Here is a 16,189-nt window from a genome sequence, read left to right as displayed (position 1 = left end):
CGCAACCGAATCACCGTTTCGGGTGAGGCTTTCGGACAACCTGACCGTTTCGGTACGCGTGGTGACTACTTTTGCCCGCAGTGAACCTGACTCCGTATCAGAGGAGTCAGGGGTGGCGGGCCATGGGCGCACGCCGCGCGCATGGGAGGCGACCTCATGACCAACGAAGGCACCGGCAGCATGCGGGTGTTCGGCGCGGTGGTCCGCGCCGTCCGCGAGGCGGCGGGAAAGGAGCAGCAGGAACTCGCCGACCACGTCGGATACTCGCGGGCGATGATCACCCGCGTCGAACTCGGCGACCGGATGCCGCCGCCCACGTTCGTGGAGAAGGCGACAGCGTTCCTCGGGGCGGGCGAGATCCTGTCCAAGGCGGCGGAGAAACTGGACCGCACGGAACACCCGGCGTGGTTCGAGGGGTACGTGGACCTGGAGAAGCGGGCAGCCAGCCTATACACATACGACAACGCGGCGATCAACGGCTTGCTCCAAATCGAGGAGTACGCCAGCGCCCTGCTCTCAACGCGCTGTCCAGCGCTGGAGACGGACGACATCGAGAGCCGAGTGCAGGCCCGCATGGCGCGCCAGGTGCTGCTGCTCCGCACCCCACTTCCTCAGCTTTGCTTCGTCATGGAAGAGTCCGTGCTGCGGCGACCAGTTGGGGGGCGCAACGTATTGAGGCAGCAGTTGCTACGGTTGCTGGAAGTAAGCCAACTGCGGCACGTCGCGATCCAGGTGCTTCCTCTGGACCACGGGGCCCACGCCGGATACGACGGGCCGATGCACCTGCTGGAGACACCCCAGCGACAGCAGTTGGTCTACCTGGAAATTCATGACCACAGCTTCCTCGTGGACGACCGCGACGAGGTCAGTGAGCTCAACCAGCGTTATGCGATGATCCGTTCGCAAGCCCTCGGCGTGAGGGAGTCCGCGAAGGTGATCGAGCAGATTGCAGAGGAGCTATGACCTCCGAACTCACCTGGTTCAAGAGCAGCTACAGCGGCAACAGCGGCGGCGCCTGCATCGAAGTCGCCCTGGACTGGCGCAAGTCCACCTACAGCGGCAGTGGCGGCGGTGCCTGCGTCGAGGTCGCGGCCTGCCCCCACACGGTCCACGTCCGCGACTCCAAGGACCCCGAGGGCCCTGCCCTCGCCTTCCCCGCCGACGCCTGGGCCTCGTTCCTCAGCTACGCGGCCTCGCACGCGTAACCGCACCGCGGACGGGGGCCGGCCCCCGCTCACCCGCAGGGGCCACCCCCGTCGGCCGGTTCTACGTCGCCGGGGCCACCTTCCGCAGCACCGCCACGAACTCCCGCATCCACACCGGATGGTCGGGCCAGGCCCGCGCGGAGACCAGCCGGCCGTCGACCACGCCGTCACCGTCCTCGTACTGCGCGCCGGCCGCCACGACGTCCGGCTCCAGCGCCGGATAGGCCGCCGTGCGACGGCCGGTGAGCGACCCCGTGGCGGCCGGGATCAGCGGGCCGTGGCAGATCTGCGCGACCGGCTTGCCCTCCTCGAAGAAGTGGGCCACGATCCGGCGCAGCCGCGGATCGTTGCGCAGGTACTCCGGCGCCCGGCCGCCCGGGATCACCAGCGCGGCGTACCCGGCCGGGTCGACCTCGTCGAAGCCGAGGTCCGCGGGCCACGTGTAGCCGGGCTTCTCGGTGTACGTGTCGAAGCCGTCCACGAAGTCGTGCACCACGAACTGGAGCGTTTTACGGGTCGGCGCGGCGATCTCCACCGCGTAGCCCTCTTCCTGCAACCGCTGGTACGGGTAGAGCACTTCCAGGGATTCGGCAGCGTCCCCGGTCACCAGAAGGATCTTCACCGTCATCGTCAGGTCCCTTCCACTCACTCCCCCACGCCGCTCTCGGCGCCGGCTCCCCCACGATGCCCCACCCCGCCTCGGATAACGCCCCATCCACCCCGAACGGCGCAAACAACGCCCCACCGCCAGTACCGACACCGCCAAGAACCCTCGCGAGGTGAAATTGCACCAGTCGGCCAACGCAGTCGAGGTCGGCATCCCGAGCCCTCAGAGAGGCACCAGGCGGAACTCTCAGTCGCCTCGAACCCCCTTCTCCGCCCCCGGGCCGCGGCCTTCCGGGCCTGCGTCCGGGCAGCGGCCGAACGCACCGACGCGGACGTGATCGAGCCAACCACCCCGAACCGCAACCGAATCGGGTTGACCCCTCCAGTCCTCGCCGAGAATCTTGAGGCCGGATCATCGCGAGGCACAAGGACGGCGAACCGTGGCAGTTCCGTACCCGCAGACGCGGGAGTTCCAGGCGTTCAGGGCCAATATCGAGTACGCCCGGCAGATGGTGGTGGCCGGCAAGAGCCTCGCCGCCTTCCAGTCGCCGCTGTTCGACATCGGGGACTTCTACCGCGCCGCGTGGGTGCAGGCCGTCAGCGCCATCGACCACTGGTTCCACGAGGAGCTGTACCGGCGGGTGGCGGAACTGGCCGGACAGGACAGTCCCGGAATGCCCTACCAGTTGACGAAGTTCGAACTGCCGCTGGAGAAGGTCGAGGAGGTGCGGCGGGGCACGACGACCCTCGCCGACGCCGTCTCGGAGCACATGAAGGCGAAGTGGGCCAACGCCTCGCTCCAGAACCCCCGCAAGATCAGCGAGGCACTGAAGTTGGTCAGCGAGGAGGACGTCTGGGCCAAGGCCGCCGTTCAGATCAACGCCTGGAACCACGGCCGGACCGCGATGACTGCCCAGGCCGTCAAGAAGCAACACCTGGCGATCACCGACCGCCGTAACAAGATCGCCCACGAGGCGGACCTCGTGGACGGCAGTCTCAAGCAACGCCGCCCGATCACCGACGCGGACGTCACCGACGCCATCGACTGGACCGAACGGATCGCGCTCGCCATCGCCGTCGCCCTGGGGTAGGGCAGCCTCCGCATACGGCCTGAGGGAACCTGCCACGCCGGGCCGAGCCGTGCGCCGTTTCCTGCGGACGCTCGGTGTCGCAACCGTAGACGTACCGGATGACACGTCATTGACGTGGCGACGTAGTCAGCTCGGCCCCGCCCGCCTTGTCCCTACGTGTCAGTTTGTGGGGAAAGCCGGTCGTCACGGGCAGCGGCAGCGGCAGCCGGGCCGTCAGGACGAAGCCGCCGTCGCGCCCGGGGCGGGCGGTCAGGTCGCCGCCCCACCGCGCGACCTGGTCACGGGTCTCGATGGCGACCCATGTCGTGTTCGTGGCGGCCTTCCTGCTCGCGGCGTCCTGGCAGGGCCCGCGCTACAGCGTCTCCGCTCACTCGATCAGCGACATGTACGCGGAGGGGGCACCGCACGCGGCCTTCCTCATGGTGGTCAACACCTGGTGCGGAGCCGCCGGCCTGGACGGCCTCTTCGAACGCCTCGTGGCCGGCTTCGGCGCCACAGGTGTCATCGCTCTCGGCGCAGCAGTACACCGGGTATGTGCGTGACTCTCCGGGGTGGACCTGTCTTCCGGTCGAGAGACCACCCGCCGGTGACGGGCTTGTCGCGCCGTTCCTCCCCCCGGGCTTCGGCCTGGGAGGTAGCCCCAGCGCCCCTGGATATGCCCAGGTACCCCCGGGGCAAGCACACGGGGAACCGCACCGACTCAAGGTCCCGCGCCCCGGCGGCAGGGGCACCCCGCCAGGTCCCGCCCACCCCGGAGGGGCCGTGCAAGGTCAGGGGCGGGGGGAACTGGGTGACAAGCCGCCCTCGACCGCGAGGTCCCGCGGCTCGGGGGCAGGGGCACCCTGGGGGGTCCCGTCACCCCGGGAGCGGCGAACCGTGAGGAAGACCAGCACCCCGCCCGCCAGCGCGGCCAGCGCCGACGCCAGGAAGATCCGGTCCAGCCCAGCCGCGTATCCGGCCCGCACGCTGCCGCCGTGACGCGTGACGTCCCGCAGTCGTGACGTGAAGATCGAGCCGAACAGCGCGATGCCGAGGCTCATCCCGAGCTGGCGGAAGGTGTTGACCGCGCCGCCCGCCATGCCCGCGCGGTTCGGGGGCACCGCCTCCACGGCCGTGGAGACCAGCACCGGCGTCGACAGGCCGACGCCCACACCCATGACCGCGAGCCCCGCGTACAGCGAGGACGCATGCGACCCCGCGGACACCGACTGCCACATGATGCCCGCGCCGACACCGACCAGCACCAGGCCGCCACCGACCAGCAGCGCGGGCGAGAACCGGTGGGTGTGCTTCCCGGCCGCCGCGGCCACCACGAAGGACGCCACCGCCAGCGGCATCAGCGCGAGACCACCGCGGATCGGGCTGAGGCCAAGGATGTTCTGCAACCACAGCGAGATGTAGACGAACCCGCCGAACGCGCCCGCCTGGAAGAGCACGGCGCCACCGAGCAGCCCGGAGAAGGTCGGGCGGCGCAGCAGGGACAGGTCGAGCATCGGGTGCGCGGTGGCCAGTTCGGCGACCACGAACCCGACTACGGCCAGCACGGCCAGCGCGAAGGCTCCAAGCGTCAGACCGCCGGTCCAGCCGTGGTCGCCGCCACGGATCAGCGCGTACGTCAGCGCCGCCGCGGCCACGGTGAAGAGGACCGCGCCCGGCACGTCCAGCCGTCCGGTGCCGCGCTTGCCGGCCGGCAGCACCCGCAGCGTGAGAACGATGGCGACCACCGCGATCGGCAGGTTGACCAGGAAGATCGCCTGCCAGCTGAAACCTTGCGTGAGCAGACCGCCCAGCACCGGGCCGAGCGCGGCGGCGGCACCGTTGACCGCGCCCCACACGCCGAAGGCGACACCGCGGTCGCGGCCGTGGTAGGTCGCGGCGACCAGCGCCGCCGACGTCGCGAACATCGCCGCACCGCCGACGCCCTGCACCCCCCGCCAGGTGATCAGCACGGCGGCGTTCGGGGCGAGCGCGCAGCCCAGCGAGGCGATGGCGAAGACGACCAGGCCGATCGCGTACAGCTTCCGGTGCCCGAACAGGTCGGCCAGCGACCCGGCGGCCAGCAGCAGGGCCGCCAGCGCCAGGGCGTACATGTCCATCACCCACTGCAGGGAGGTGAAGGACGCGTGGAGGTCGGACGCCATGCTCGGCAGTGCGACGTTCACGATGGTGACGTCGACCAGCAGGATGAAGGCGCCCAGGCAGATCGCCACAAGTGGCAGCCACTTGCGCATGGGTGGGACTCCGTTCGGGTTCGCGTGATGTGATCACCTCACCATCGGGCAAACGCCGCTCCGCTCCCCAGCCAGAACCGCCTTGGCGGCGCATTTCGACAGAACCTAGGCTGTGGTGATGGAATCCGACACCGATTTCGACCCCGGCATCGACACCGGTATCGACACCGACGCGCGCGCGACCACCGACACCGACACCGTCTGGAGCGCGCTGGCCGGTCTCGACCTGCTCGACCGGCGGCTCGTGCACGCCCTCCAGATCGACGGGCGGGCCCCGTTCAGCCGGCTCGCGGAGGTGCTGGGCGTCTCGGACCAGACCGTCGCCCGCCGCTACGGCCGGCTGCGCCGCGAGAAGACCGTACGGGTGCTGGGCCTGGCCGACCCGCTGCGGATCGGGCTGACCCCCTGGATGGTCCGGGTGCGCTGCACGCCCGACGCGGCCGGCTCGATCGGTGCGGCGCTGGCCCGCAGGACCGACACCCGCTGGGTCAACCTGATCTCCGGCGGCACCGAGATCAGTTGCCTCACCCAGGCCGCCGCGCCCGGCCACGACGACACGCTGCTGCTCCAGAAACTCCCGCGCACCCCGCGGGTGGTGCAGGTGACCGCGCACGCGATGCTGCACATGTTCTTCGGGAAGGACCTCAGCCCGGTCAGCCGCAGCAGCGCGCTCACGCCCGACGAGATCGCCGCGCTGACGCCCCCGGACGCGCCCGACAACCCGACCCGCAGCCCGGCCGGCGTCCCGACCGGCCCGCCCGCCGACCCCGTCCCGCTCGGGCCCGGCGACCACCTCATGTGCGACGCCCTCGCGCAGGACGGCCGGACCTCCGCAGCCGAACTGGCCGCCGTCACCGGCTGGTCGCAGAGCACGGTACGGCGCCGCCTGTCCGAACTGCGTTCCGCCGGCGTCCTCTACTACGACCTCGACTTCGGCAACGGCCTGTTCAAGTCCGAACTGCGCGCCGCGCTCTGGCTGGAGGTCGAACCGGCCCGGCTCGCCGAGGTCGGCGCCGCCCTCGCGGACCACAGCGAGGTCGCGTTCGCGGCGGCCACCACCGGGGCGACCAACATCTACGCGTCCGTCAGCTGCAAGGACCCCGAGGCCCTCTACCGCTATCTCACCGGGCCCGTCGCCGCGTTGCCCGGCTTGCGCCGGACCGAAACCGCCCCCATCCACCGCCTCCTCAAGGGCCCCGGCCCCTACGCCGCGTAAGCGATTCCCGCCGCGAGGGCCCCGTCCCGTCCCCACCCCCCGCCCGGTGGCCTGCTGAGCGCGCGGTTCCCCGCGCCCCTGGGCTGCCCACCGTTACGGTTCCGGTCTCTTTCCCGGCCACAGGCCGGTGGCCTGCTGAGCGCGCAGTTCCCCGCGCCCCCGGGGGTGTTGGCGTTCTTTCGCGGAAGGAGCCGCACAGACCGAGGGGCGCGGGGAACTGCGCGACCAGCCCCCACCGGCAGGTGGTCCCTCAACCCGCGGCCAGGGGCGCCCCGGTGGGTCTCAGAACCCCAGCTTGCGCAACTGCTTGGGGTCCCGCTGCCAGTCCTTCGCCACCTTCACGTGCAGGTCCAAGAACACCGGCGTCCCCAGCAACCCCTCGATCTGCTGCCGCGACTTCGTCCCGACCTCCTTGAGCCGGGCCCCCTTGGGCCCGATGATGATGCCCTTCTGGCTGGGCCGCTCGATGTAGAGGTTCGCGTGGATGTCGAGCAGCGGCTTGTCCGCGGGCCGCCCCTCGCGGGGAATCATCTCCTCGACCACCACGGCGATGGAGTGCGGCAGTTCGTCCCGCACCCCTTCCAGCGCCGCCTCGCGGATCAGCTCGGCCACCATCACCTGCTCCGGCTCGTCCGTGAGGTCGCCCTCGGCGTAGAGCTGCGGGCCCTCCGGGAGGAGCGGGACGAGCAGGTCGGCGAGGAGCCCCACCTGCTGGTCGCCGACCGCCGAGACCGGCACGATCTCGGCCCACTCCAGCCCGATCTCCTGCCCGAGCCGGTCCACCGCCATGAGCTGCCGGGCGAGCTGGTCGTGGTCGACCAGGTCGGTCTTCGTGACGATCGCCACCTTCGGCGTCTTCCTGATCCCGGCCAGCTCGCGCGCGATGTACGTGTCACCCGGGCCGAGCTTCTGGTCGGCCGGCAGGCAGAAGCCGATCACGTCGACCTCGGCCCAGGTGGTGCGGACCACATCGTTGAGCCGCTCGCCGAGCAGGGTGCGCGGCTTGTGCAGCCCGGGGGTGTCCACGAGCACGAGCTGCGCCTCCGGCCGGTGCACGATCCCGCGGACGGTGTGCCGGGTCGTCTGCGGCCGGTTGGAGGTGATCGCCACCTTCTGGCCGACCAGAGCGTTCGTGAGGGTGGACTTGCCGGCGTTGGGACGGCCGACGAAGCAGGCGAAGCCGGACCGGTGCGGCGGGGTCGCGGTGGACCCGGCGGTTCCGTCGGAGGGGGTACGAGCGCTCATGGCCCCCATTCTCCCCGATACCGCAGAGGTGTACGGACACCGCTCGATCGAGCGGCCCCCCGCCCCCGTACGACGCGACACGGTGTGACACGAGCCGTACGTCCCGCGGTGAGGAATCCGAAACCCGGCGGCAACAAGAAACGCCACCGAAACACGTACGCCCACGTCCGGTAACGCGCACGCCCGACGCTCGTGCTAGATCAGCGACCGAAGGGACCCCTCCGTGCTGCTCCTGCCCACCGGCCACGCCCTCCCGCCCGCCTCGTCACTCGCCGCCCCCGCCGCCGCCGCGCACCACGCGGCGATCAACGCCGGCGACACCGCGTGGCTGCTGGCCGCGACCGCGCTGGTGCTGCTGATGACACCGGGCCTCGCGCTCTTCTACGGCGGGATGGTCCGCAGCAAGAGCGTGCTGAACATGCTGATGATGAGCTTCGTGTCGATCGCGCTGGTCACGCTGGTGTGGCTGGTGGCCGGGTACACGCTGGCGTTCGGCCCGGACGCGGGCGGGCTCGGTCTGATCGGCGACCTCAGCCACCTCGGCATGCACGGCGTCGGCCCGACCAGCGTCACCGGGCACGTGCCGACGCCGCTCTTCGCCGCGTTCGAGCTCTCCTTCGCGATCATCACGGCCGCGCTGATCAGCGGCGCGGTCGCGGACCGGGCCCGGTTCGGCGCGTGGGTGGTCTTCGTCCTGGTGTGGACGCTGGCCGTATACGTCCCCGTCGCGCACTGGGTGTTCGGCACCGGCGGCTGGGTGGTGAGCAAGCTGCACGCGCTGGACTTCGCCGGCGGCACCGTGGTCGAGGTCTGCTCCGGCGCCTCCGGGCTCGCGCTGGCGCTGGTGCTCGGGCCGCGGCTGGGCTTCCGCAAGGACGCGATGCGCCCGCACAACCTGCCGCTGGTCGTCCTGGGGGCCGGGCTACTGTGGTTCGGCTGGTTCGGCTTCAACGCGGGTTCCGCGCTGGGCGCCAACGGCATGGCCGGCTCGGCGTTCCTCAACACCCAGGCGGCGGGCTGCGCCGGGCTGCTGGGCTGGCTGATGGTGGAGAAGCGCAGGGACGGCCACGCCACCACGCTGGGCGCCGCGTCGGGTTCGGTCGCGGGCCTGGTCGCGATCACCCCGGCCTGCGGCAGCGTGGACCTGATCGGCGCGGTCGTGGTGGGCCTGGCCGCGGGCGTGCTCTGCTCGTACGCGGTGAGCTGGAAGTTCCGCTGGGGCGTGGACGATTCGCTGGACGTGGTGGGCGTGCACCTGATGGGCGGGATCGTCGGCACCCTGCTGATCGGCCTGCTCGCCACCTCCTCCATGACCGGCGGTCCGCGCGGCCTGCTCTACGGCGGCGGCCTCGGCCAGCTCGGCCGGCAGGCGGTCGCGGTGGCCGCGGTCGGGGCGTACGCGTTCGCGGTCACGTACGGCCTCGGGCGGGCGATCGAGCGGCTGATCGGCTTCCGGGCCAGCGAGGAGGAGGAACGGACCGGCCTGGACCTGACCGTGCACGCCGAGACCGCCTACGATCACGGCGTACTCACCCACGGCATGGCGGGCGGGGCACCGTTCCCGGCGGGCGCCGGGCACTTCGGTCCGGCCGCGAAGGACAGGAGCCCACTGGCATGAAGCTGGTCACCGCCGTCATCAAGCCGTACAAGCTGGATGACGTGAAGACGGCGCTGCAGGAGCTGGGCGTGCAGGGCCTGACCGTCACCGAGGCGAGCGGCTACGGGCGGCAGCGCGGGCACACCGAGGTGTACCGCGGCGCGGAGTACCGGGTGGACCTGGTGCCGAAGGCGCGGATAGAGGTGCTGGTGGAGGACGCCGACGCGGACCTGGTGATCGACGCGCTGGTGGCGGCGGCCAGGACCGGGAAGATCGGCGACGGCAAGGTGTGGGCGGTGCAGGTGGAGACAGCGGTGCGGGTGCGGACCGGGGAGCGCGGCCCGGACGCCCTGTAGGGAACGGGCGACCGGGCGAGGTCCGTACGGTCGTTCCGTTTCTCAGCCCGCGGTGACGGTGCGCCGCACGGTGCCGTCCGGGCCGGCCAGCAGCAGCGGCGTGTCCGGGCCGCCCAGGTCGCGGACGGCCGCGCGGTCGGCGTCGGCGGGCTCCTCGGCCGCGGTGACCACGGCGGCGGCCTCCAGCGACGTCGCGCCGCTGGCCACCGCCATCGCGACCGCGGTCTGCACGGCGGTCAGCCGCAGCGACGGCAGGTCCACGGTGCCGGCCACGTACGTACGGCCGGTCTCGTCGCGGACGGCGGCGCCCTCCGGCACGGCGTTGCGGGCCCGCGCGGAGCGGGCGAGCGTGAGGAGCTTGCGGTCCTCGGGGTTCTCGGGGGCTGCGGGCGGCTGCGTCTGCGGCTCGGTCATACGCGTGATCATAGGACGCCCCGCGGAGATGTCACCCTCCGTATCCGCAGATGCGCGCCCAGCGACCTCCGCCTAACCTCATACATGAGCAATGCCCTCTTATGAGGAGATTGGGGTGATCCGACGATGCTGCTGCACCTCCCCCTCGTCATCGCACTCGCCGCGGCCACGTTCTTCCTGAGCCGCAAGGCCGAACTCAAGGTGACCCACGCACTGGCCTGCGGCGCCTTCGGCTTCTACCTCGCCGACACCAGCCTGGCCACGTCGATCCACTCGGCCAGCGCGAACATGCTCGGCATGATCGGCCACATCGGCTTCTGACGATCCCGCCCCGTCACTCACCCCGCCCGGCGGTTCGACGGGTTCGACGGGTTCGACGGGTTCGGCTGGGCCGCCACCGAGACCGTCACCGGGTTGGAGCGGACCTGCTTGCCGTCGATCGTGGCGCGGGCGGTGACCACGGACGTCCCGGCCCCGACCCCCGTGATCACGCCCTGGCTGTCGACCGTGGCAACGGAGGGGTCCGAGCTGGCGTACGTGACCGTTGCGGAGGGGCCGGTGACGCGGTCGGCGTTCAGAGCCAGGTCGTCACGGGTGACGGTCACCTCATAGGGTGGGCGCGCCAGCCGACGGGCCGTGACGAGGATCAGCCGATGGACAGCAGCACCCGGGTTCGTCTGATCGAGCCCGCCGACGCCGCCGCGATCGCCGCGCACCGGGTGCGGGACGTCGAGGCGTTCCGGCCGTGGGAACCGGCGCAGCCGGCCCGCTTCCTGACGGCGGACGGCCAGGCGGAGCGGATCGAGAAGTTGCTGGCCGGACACCGGGCCGGCACGGTCTGGCCGGGCGTGGTGCTCGCCGACGACCAGGTGATCGGGCAGGTCACCGTCGGAGGCATCCTGCCGCAACCGCACCTGCGCCGCGGCACCGTCGGGTACTGGATCGCCTCGACCGCCCAGAACCGAGGGCACGCCGGGCGCGCCGTCGAACTCGTCCTGCGGGTGATGACGGACGAACTCGGCTTGCACCGCGCCGAGGCGTCCACCCATCTGGAGAACCTGCCCTCCCAACGGGTGCTGCGCCGCAACGGGTTCAGCCCGTACGGCGTCGCGCACTCCTCGATCCTCCTCGACGGCGACTGGCGCGACAGCCTGCTGTGGGAGCGGGTTCTCGGCGGCTAGCGTCGTGACCGGAAAGGTTCACCGGTTCGCGGCGCCCGGCACGGCACCAGCCTCGGCGATCGGCCGTGCCGTCGGATGACCGCTCACGGGGCGGCGAGGTCGTCATCGTCGCTGGGTACGGTGCTGTGGCGCTCGGCGAGCGGGCCTACGCCGAGGTCCTCGCGCATGAGCATGCGCATCCTGGCGGCCGCCTTGCCGCGTGCCTCCCAGCGGGCGCGGTCCTCCGGGCTGCTGACAGCGGTGCCGTCGACGTAGCCCTCGCAGATGCGTCGCAGGCAGTGGAACACGCTGTTGGACGCCTTGACGACGGGTTGGGGCGCGATGAGCCACATCCGTTCGGACGCGATGGCGATGCCTGACTCCCGAAAGGCCTCGCGCAGCGCGCGTGCCCGCTCGTCGTCGGACGGGTGCTCGCGCCGGGCCAGGGCCCGCAGCGTCTCACCGAGTACTTTCACGGTGGTGGTGTACTGCGTGTATATGTCCAGCCGCAGCCGACGGGCTTCCTTGTCGTCCTCGCGCTTCCACCGGCTCCGATCCGCGACGAGGGTGGTGACGATGCCGATCGCGGCGCCGGCCAGGGTGGAGAGCAGTGGCAACCAGTCCATGCGGGCCACCTTGCGGCATCCCGTGACCACCGCACCAGGGAATTCGCGGCCGACCCCGCACGCCGCGGGGCGCGCGCCGCTCGACGTGGAGCCGTCACCGGGTTCCCGAAACGACGTCTCCTCGGGCCGAGTTCAGCCGAGCCCGCGGTGCGCGGCCCACAACTCCCCCGCCCGGGTCGCGGCGTCGGCGACCAGGGCCGCCAGTTCGGGCCGGTCGGGGACGGGGAACGAGACGTACGCGCCCCGGCCGCCGCCGACCGGTCGGCCGTACGCCTTCACGGCGAGGTGGCCGTCCGGCAGGAGCCGGACGTTGAGCGTGGTCAGCGTGAACGCTTCCCCGCGTCGGGTGTCCGTCCAGCGCAGCGCCTGCGGGATCGTGACGTTGATCGCCAGGGCACTGACTTCCAGGTCGCCGCTCACGGACGGATGCTCTCACGCGAGCCGCCGCACGCGGGCTGCCGGCGGGACGGGGACGCAGGGCCGTCGCCCTGGACCTGGAGCTTTCAGGGGGCATCCCCGGAACGCTCCAGGTCCAGGGCGACGGCACGGACCGCGTCGACGATCGGCTGGAGCTTGTGGCCGAACGGAGTGAGGTCGTAGACGGTCGACTGTTTGCTCCTCGACTCCTCGACCCGGCTGACGATGCCGGCATCTTCGAGTTTCCGCAGGCGGTTGGTCAGGGTGACCGCATTGACCTTCGGGATGGCCCGTCGAAGTTCGTTGAAGCGCATCCCCGACTCCTGGAGCGTCATCACGATCGCCAGTGTCCACAGGTCGCCGATCACCGACAGGACCTGCATGCAACGCGCCGTCTGGAGGTCGTCCGCCTGATTCATGATGCCGCCCATTTTAGCCGTCGTGCTACGCTCACCGGTAAATAATCTTTAGTGGTTTCGGGTTCCCTCAGGAGGGTGCATCCCACCATGAAGATCACGATCTTCGGCGCGACCGGCCGGATGGGCCAGTTACTGGTGCGGCGGGCCCTCGACGAGGGACACACGGTCACGGCCTACGCCCGCACCCCCGGCAAGCTCCGCATCACGCACGCCAACCTCTCCGTAGCCCCCGGACAACTCGACGACGACGAGGCGATCCTGGAAGCGGTCCGCACCGCCGACGCCGTCATCGAGGGGGTCGGCTCCGAGAGCACCGCGACCCGCAGGATCATCGCCGCCATGGACACCGCGGGCGTCAAGCGCCTCGTGGCCGTGTCCACCTGCAGCGTTGCGGACCCGGCCGATCGGCCCGACCTCAAGGTCACGGCGCTCGTCCGGTTCGTCAGGACCGTGGCGCCCCGGCCCTGGGCCGAGGTGCGCTCCGCGGCGGAGGCGGTACGCGCCAGCGACCTGGACTGGACACTGGTCCGCGTGGCCAAGCTCAATGACCAGCCGGCCACCGGGGACATCAAGGTCGGGCACTACGGCCAAGGGGTGGTGGGCCTCTCCCTCAGCCGCGCCGACATGGCCGCCTTCCTGCTCGGCCAAGTGACCGACGAGACCTATCTGCGCGCCGCCCCGGCGATCAGCAACTGACCGACGGCGCGGTCACCGCGGACGCGGTCGCTCCTCGATCGAGAACATGCGCGACGGGTGTTGAATGAAGTCATGTCTGATCACAAGAACTTGGGTGGGTCGGGGCTGTCCGTCGCCCCGCTGTGTCTGGGCGGAAACGTGTTCGGCTGGACGGCCGACCGGGAGCAGTCGTTCGCCGTGCTCGATGCCTACGCTGCCGCGGGCGGCAACTTCATCGACACCGCGGACTCGTACATGTACCACTTCCCCGGGAACCAGGCCGGCCAGTCCGAGAGCATCATCGGCGAGTGGGTCTCCGCCCGCGGCAACCGCGACGGCGTCGTCATCGCCACGAAGGTCGGTGACAGTCCGGAGCGCAAGGGCCTGAAGCCCGCCAACGTCAAGGCCGCCGCCGAGGACTCGCTGCGGCGTCTGGGCACCGACCGGATCGACCTGTACTACGTGCACTTCGACGACGAGTCGGTGCCGGTCGAGGACATCGTCACCACGCTCGACGAACTGGTGCGTGCCGGAAAGGTACGCGCCCTCGGTGCGTCCAACGTCGGCCCGGCACGTCTCGACGCCATGCTTCGGTTCGCCCACCGCGAGAACCTGGCGGCCTTCACGGTTCTCCAGCCCCAGTACAACCTCGTCTCCCGCGACACCTACGAGGGCGAGCGCCGGGACATCGCCCAGCGGGACGGGTTGGCCTGCGTCCCCTACTTCGCCCTCGCCTCCGGCTTCCTGACCGGGAAGTACCGGCCCGGCCACACGGTGGACAGCGTGCGCAACATGCCCGGACTGGCAGGTGGCTACGCCGACAGCGAGCGCGGCAACACGGTCCTCGCCGCCATGGAAGAGGTCGCGGCGGCGCACGACGCCCAACTGGCCACCGTCGCCCTCGCCTGGCTGGCCCAACAGCCCACCGTGGCCGCGCCGATCGCCTCCGCGCGAACGGTGGACCAGGTGCCGGCCCTCGTCGCCCTCAAGGACCTCCGCCTCTCCGACGCCGAACTCCACGCCCTGGACGCCGCATCCGCCTGAGGACCGACCTGTGCGGCGTCGGTGCCCCCAGCGCCACTGAGGCCCTGGCGGCACCCCGCCGTTCCGCGGCGCCCCACCGCAGGACGTCGATCGCGCGGACGATGAGAACCCTGCGGTGGAGGTCGAGTTCACCCGGGCTCGGTGCCCATCACCTTGGCCGCCGGTCCAACGCGGCGGACGGTGATCCACAGCTCAGGGGTGCGAACGGGATCAAACGGAGCCGAACTCACCGGACTTGACGCCCGCCACGAACGAAGCGAACGCGTCAGCCGGGAAGACCAGGGCAGGCCCCTGCGGGTCCTTGGAATCACGCACGGGGACCACACCACGCGCTTCGATCAGATCGGCCGCGACCTCAACACATGTCCCGCCGTTCTGGCTGTACGAGGACTTGAACCAACGCGGGGACTCTGTTGTCACGGGGTGCCCTTTCGGGGGGTGGCCCTGCGCCGCCCGGATGGACGGCACAGAGGATGGCTACCCCACGATCAGACGGTGCCGAACTCGCCCGACTTCACACCGGCCACAAATGACGCGAACGCATCGGCCGGGAAGACCAAGGCAGGCCCCTGCGGGTCCTTGGAATCACGCACGGGGACCACGCCACGCGCTTCGATCAGATTGGCCGCGACCTCAACACATGTGCCGCCGTTGTCACTGTATGAGGACTTGAACCAACGAGGGGTTTCGGTCGTCACGGGGTGCCCTTTCGCAGCTGGCTGATCATGGCCACAGACGCCGCCTGCGACAGCGCTTCAGCCTGGAGTTGATGATAGGCGGTCAGCATAGGCACCACGGACACGCTCTCCCGATCCAAGTGCCCCTGCGTCTGGGACTCGGCATAGCAGAGCACCGAACGATCCGCCAGTGTCAGGAGGTTGATCGAGAGGTTGAGCGATCGGCGCTCACCCATCTCGAACGGGGCGATCTGGAGCAGTGTGTTCGGCAGCTCGGCGAACTCGATCAACCGCGCCAGTTGTGCATCCATGACGCCAGGACCGCCGATGGGCCGACGGACGCAACTCTCGTCCATCATCACGAACACCATGGGCGGTCGAGGCCGCACCAGCGCCTCCTGCCGCTCGGCCAGGAACGCGACGCGTTCATCCGCCTGTTCGGGCGTGATGGCCCCTCGCCGCACCGAGCTGTCCGCCAGCACCCGCGCGTACTCCGGCGTCTGCAACAGGCCCGGGACGATGCCAATCTCGAAGACCCGGATCTCGACCGCCCGGGCCTCGTACCCGACGTAGTGCGGAAAGCCCTCCAGGAGCGATCCGTGCCGGATCTGGCGCCACTCGCGCTCAAAGGCGTCCGCCGTCTCGCCGATGCCGAAGGCTATGTCAACACTGCGCGAAAAACGAAGAGTTGGCACCTTGCGGCCAGTTTCCACGGCCGAAATGTGCGTGCTGGAGTATCCCGTCTCCATCGCGAGGTCTTCCTGCTTCCACCCACGGGCCTCCCGCGAACTGCGGACCCGTGCGCCGAAGGCAGCCTCCGGACCGCTCTCGGGGTCCAACTCCTTGCGATTAACCACCTCTTTGGAAACCTTTCTTTCCATACCTACAAGTTGATGACGTTTTGACTCTAGAGGACAGCAACGCCTCCCGGTAGTGGTTCCACTACAGAGAGGAGCGGGGCATGCTCCGGAGAGAGCCTCGGCCGAAGCCGGTGGGAGCCGTGCACACGCCTCAACTCGGCGAGCTGGTCTGGGATGACGGGCCACGTCAGCGCAACGGCGTCTACATGGGGACCGAGGGCGGCCTCCTCTTCCTGCGGCCCGAGGGCGGCGGCATCGAGTGGACGACGGCGCCCGCGAACATCAGGCCGCTCGCCCGAAGGCCCGGCAGGTCCACCGTGCGACGCGAGGCGTAGGGCACCACCACCGGC

Annotated in this window: 23 protein-coding genes; 12 read left to right on the top strand and 11 right to left on the bottom strand. The window is 70.5% G+C overall.

All coding sequences use genetic code 11. The features are described from left to right. The first annotated feature begins 156 nt into the window (after positions 1 to 156). Both OG896_RS27485 and OG896_RS27480 read left to right on the top strand, forming a co-directional pair. Positions 157 to 963, top strand: coding sequence for a helix-turn-helix domain-containing protein (locus OG896_RS27485; protein ID WP_329369597.1), 807 nt, complete (start codon positions 157 to 159; stop codon positions 961 to 963). Continuing rightward, positions 960 to 1,205 (top strand): DUF397 domain-containing protein, encoded by a 246-nt coding sequence (locus OG896_RS27480; RefSeq protein ID WP_329369596.1) that lies wholly within the window; start codon positions 960 to 962, stop codon positions 1,203 to 1,205. Before OG896_RS27485 ends, OG896_RS27480 begins: the two co-directional genes overlap by 4 nt. 61 nt (positions 1,206 to 1,266) lie before the next feature. On the opposite strand, the gene OG896_RS27475 is transcribed toward OG896_RS27480, so the two are convergent. Beyond that, positions 1,267 to 1,833, bottom strand: coding sequence for a DJ-1/PfpI family protein (locus tag OG896_RS27475; RefSeq protein ID WP_329369595.1), 567 nt, complete (start codon positions 1,831 to 1,833; stop codon positions 1,267 to 1,269). Between the two features lie 418 nt (positions 1,834 to 2,251). Between OG896_RS27475 and OG896_RS27470 the strand changes: the two genes are divergently transcribed. Together OG896_RS27470 and OG896_RS27465 are read left to right on the top strand one after the other, a co-directional pair. Then, positions 2,252 to 2,902: a hypothetical protein gene (locus OG896_RS27470; protein ID WP_329369594.1), complete on the top strand. Its 651-nt coding sequence runs from the start codon at positions 2,252 to 2,254 to the stop codon at positions 2,900 to 2,902. 290 nt (positions 2,903 to 3,192) lie between these two features. Then, positions 3,193 to 3,444 carry a hypothetical protein gene (locus OG896_RS27465; RefSeq protein ID WP_329369592.1) on the top strand — a complete coding sequence of 84 codons (252 nt, stop codon included), beginning with the start codon at positions 3,193 to 3,195 and terminating at the stop codon, positions 3,442 to 3,444. A gap of 228 nt (positions 3,445 to 3,672) precedes the next feature. Here the strand turns inward: OG896_RS27465 and OG896_RS27460 are convergent, their stop codons facing one another. Then, positions 3,673 to 5,133: an MFS transporter gene (locus OG896_RS27460; protein WP_329369590.1), complete on the bottom strand. Its 1,461-nt coding sequence runs from the start codon at positions 5,131 to 5,133 to the stop codon at positions 3,673 to 3,675. 118 nt (positions 5,134 to 5,251) lie between these two features. Here OG896_RS27460 and OG896_RS27455 point away from each other — a divergent pair, with 118 nt between their 5' ends. Next, positions 5,252 to 6,349 carry an Lrp/AsnC family transcriptional regulator gene (locus OG896_RS27455; RefSeq protein WP_329369588.1) on the top strand — a complete coding sequence of 366 codons (1,098 nt, stop codon included), beginning with the start codon at positions 5,252 to 5,254 and terminating at the stop codon, positions 6,347 to 6,349. A 282-nt stretch (positions 6,350 to 6,631) separates the two neighbouring features. Here OG896_RS27455 and era read toward each other — a convergent pair whose 3' ends face one another. Beyond that, positions 6,632 to 7,603, bottom strand: coding sequence for a GTPase Era (gene era / locus OG896_RS27450; RefSeq protein WP_328463894.1), 972 nt, complete (start codon positions 7,601 to 7,603; stop codon positions 6,632 to 6,634). 295 nt (positions 7,604 to 7,898) lie between these two features. Between era and OG896_RS27445 the strand changes: the two genes are divergently transcribed. Both OG896_RS27445 and OG896_RS27440 read left to right on the top strand, forming a co-directional pair. Beyond that, positions 7,899 to 9,212 (top strand): ammonium transporter, encoded by a 1,314-nt coding sequence (locus OG896_RS27445; protein ID WP_328474064.1) that lies wholly within the window; start codon positions 7,899 to 7,901, stop codon positions 9,210 to 9,212. Continuing rightward, positions 9,209 to 9,547 (top strand): P-II family nitrogen regulator, encoded by a 339-nt coding sequence (locus tag OG896_RS27440; protein ID WP_328463896.1) that lies wholly within the window; start codon positions 9,209 to 9,211, stop codon positions 9,545 to 9,547. Before OG896_RS27445 ends, OG896_RS27440 begins: the two co-directional genes overlap by 4 nt. Before the next feature lie 42 nt (positions 9,548 to 9,589). On the opposite strand, the gene OG896_RS27435 is transcribed toward OG896_RS27440, so the two are convergent. Then, positions 9,590 to 9,973 (bottom strand): cytidine deaminase, encoded by a 384-nt coding sequence (locus OG896_RS27435; protein ID WP_328463898.1) that lies wholly within the window; start codon positions 9,971 to 9,973, stop codon positions 9,590 to 9,592. Positions 9,974 to 10,087: 114 nt separating this feature from the next. On the opposite strand from OG896_RS27435, the gene OG896_RS27430 reads away from it, so the two are divergent. Further along, the gene (locus OG896_RS27430) at positions 10,088 to 10,282 is read left to right on the top strand and encodes a hypothetical protein (RefSeq protein ID WP_328463900.1); all 195 of its coding nucleotides are present in this window, start codon (positions 10,088 to 10,090) and stop codon (positions 10,280 to 10,282) included. A gap of 17 nt (positions 10,283 to 10,299) precedes the next feature. Here the strand turns inward: OG896_RS27430 and OG896_RS27425 are convergent, their stop codons facing one another. Continuing rightward, the gene (locus OG896_RS27425; protein WP_329369586.1) at positions 10,300 to 10,566 is read right to left on the bottom strand and encodes an Ig-like domain-containing protein; all 267 of its coding nucleotides are present in this window, start codon (positions 10,564 to 10,566) and stop codon (positions 10,300 to 10,302) included. 48 nt (positions 10,567 to 10,614) lie between these two features. Between OG896_RS27425 and OG896_RS27420 the strand changes: the two genes are divergently transcribed. Further along, positions 10,615 to 11,142, top strand: a complete 528-nt coding sequence (locus OG896_RS27420; RefSeq protein ID WP_329369584.1) for a GNAT family N-acetyltransferase — start codon at positions 10,615 to 10,617, stop codon at positions 11,140 to 11,142. An 83-nt stretch (positions 11,143 to 11,225) separates the two neighbouring features. Here the strand turns inward: OG896_RS27420 and OG896_RS27415 are convergent, their stop codons facing one another. From OG896_RS27415 to OG896_RS27405, 3 genes are all read right to left on the bottom strand, one after another. Continuing rightward, a complete protein-coding gene (locus tag OG896_RS27415; RefSeq protein ID WP_329369582.1) occupies positions 11,226 to 11,747 on the bottom strand; it encodes a hypothetical protein in 522 nt (173 codons plus the stop codon). Positions 11,748 to 11,879: 132 nt separating this feature from the next. Then, the gene (locus tag OG896_RS27410; protein ID WP_328463908.1) at positions 11,880 to 12,167 is read right to left on the bottom strand and encodes a hypothetical protein; all 288 of its coding nucleotides are present in this window, start codon (positions 12,165 to 12,167) and stop codon (positions 11,880 to 11,882) included. An 83-nt stretch (positions 12,168 to 12,250) separates the two neighbouring features. Continuing rightward, complete coding sequence (locus OG896_RS27405; RefSeq protein ID WP_329369579.1) at positions 12,251 to 12,583, bottom strand: winged helix-turn-helix transcriptional regulator; 333 nt, start codon at positions 12,581 to 12,583, stop codon at positions 12,251 to 12,253. 87 nt (positions 12,584 to 12,670) lie between these two features. Here OG896_RS27405 and OG896_RS27400 point away from each other — a divergent pair, with 87 nt between their 5' ends. Together OG896_RS27400 and OG896_RS27395 are read left to right on the top strand one after the other, a co-directional pair. Next, positions 12,671 to 13,279 carry an NAD(P)-dependent oxidoreductase gene (locus OG896_RS27400; RefSeq protein ID WP_329369577.1) on the top strand — a complete coding sequence of 203 codons (609 nt, stop codon included), beginning with the start codon at positions 12,671 to 12,673 and terminating at the stop codon, positions 13,277 to 13,279. Between the two features lie 72 nt (positions 13,280 to 13,351). Continuing rightward, positions 13,352 to 14,302 (top strand): aldo/keto reductase, encoded by a 951-nt coding sequence (locus tag OG896_RS27395; protein WP_329369575.1) that lies wholly within the window; start codon positions 13,352 to 13,354, stop codon positions 14,300 to 14,302. Between the two features lie 210 nt (positions 14,303 to 14,512). On the opposite strand, the gene OG896_RS27390 is transcribed toward OG896_RS27395, so the two are convergent. From OG896_RS27390 to OG896_RS27380, 3 genes are all read right to left on the bottom strand, one after another. Further along, positions 14,513 to 14,722, bottom strand: a complete 210-nt coding sequence (locus tag OG896_RS27390) for a DUF397 domain-containing protein (protein WP_329369573.1) — start codon at positions 14,720 to 14,722, stop codon at positions 14,513 to 14,515. Positions 14,723 to 14,790: 68 nt separating this feature from the next. Then, positions 14,791 to 15,000 (bottom strand): DUF397 domain-containing protein, encoded by a 210-nt coding sequence (locus OG896_RS27385; RefSeq protein WP_329369571.1) that lies wholly within the window; start codon positions 14,998 to 15,000, stop codon positions 14,791 to 14,793. Further along, complete coding sequence (locus OG896_RS27380; protein WP_329369570.1) at positions 14,997 to 15,860, bottom strand: helix-turn-helix domain-containing protein; 864 nt, start codon at positions 15,858 to 15,860, stop codon at positions 14,997 to 14,999. Before OG896_RS27380 ends, OG896_RS27385 begins: the two co-directional genes overlap by 4 nt. Before the next feature lie 80 nt (positions 15,861 to 15,940). Between OG896_RS27380 and OG896_RS27375 the strand changes: the two genes are divergently transcribed. Further along, complete coding sequence (locus OG896_RS27375; protein ID WP_328463924.1) at positions 15,941 to 16,174, top strand: hypothetical protein; 234 nt, start codon at positions 15,941 to 15,943, stop codon at positions 16,172 to 16,174. The last annotated feature ends 15 nt before the right edge of the window (positions 16,175 to 16,189 follow it).

The sequence above is a fragment of the Streptomyces sp. NBC_00669 genome (assembly GCF_036226785.1).
In the GTDB taxonomy this organism is placed as follows: Bacteria; Actinomycetota; Actinomycetes; order Streptomycetales; family Streptomycetaceae; genus Actinacidiphila.
The sequence above is the reverse complement of the archived record's forward strand: the minus strand, read 5'-3'. Positions and strand labels throughout refer to the sequence as shown.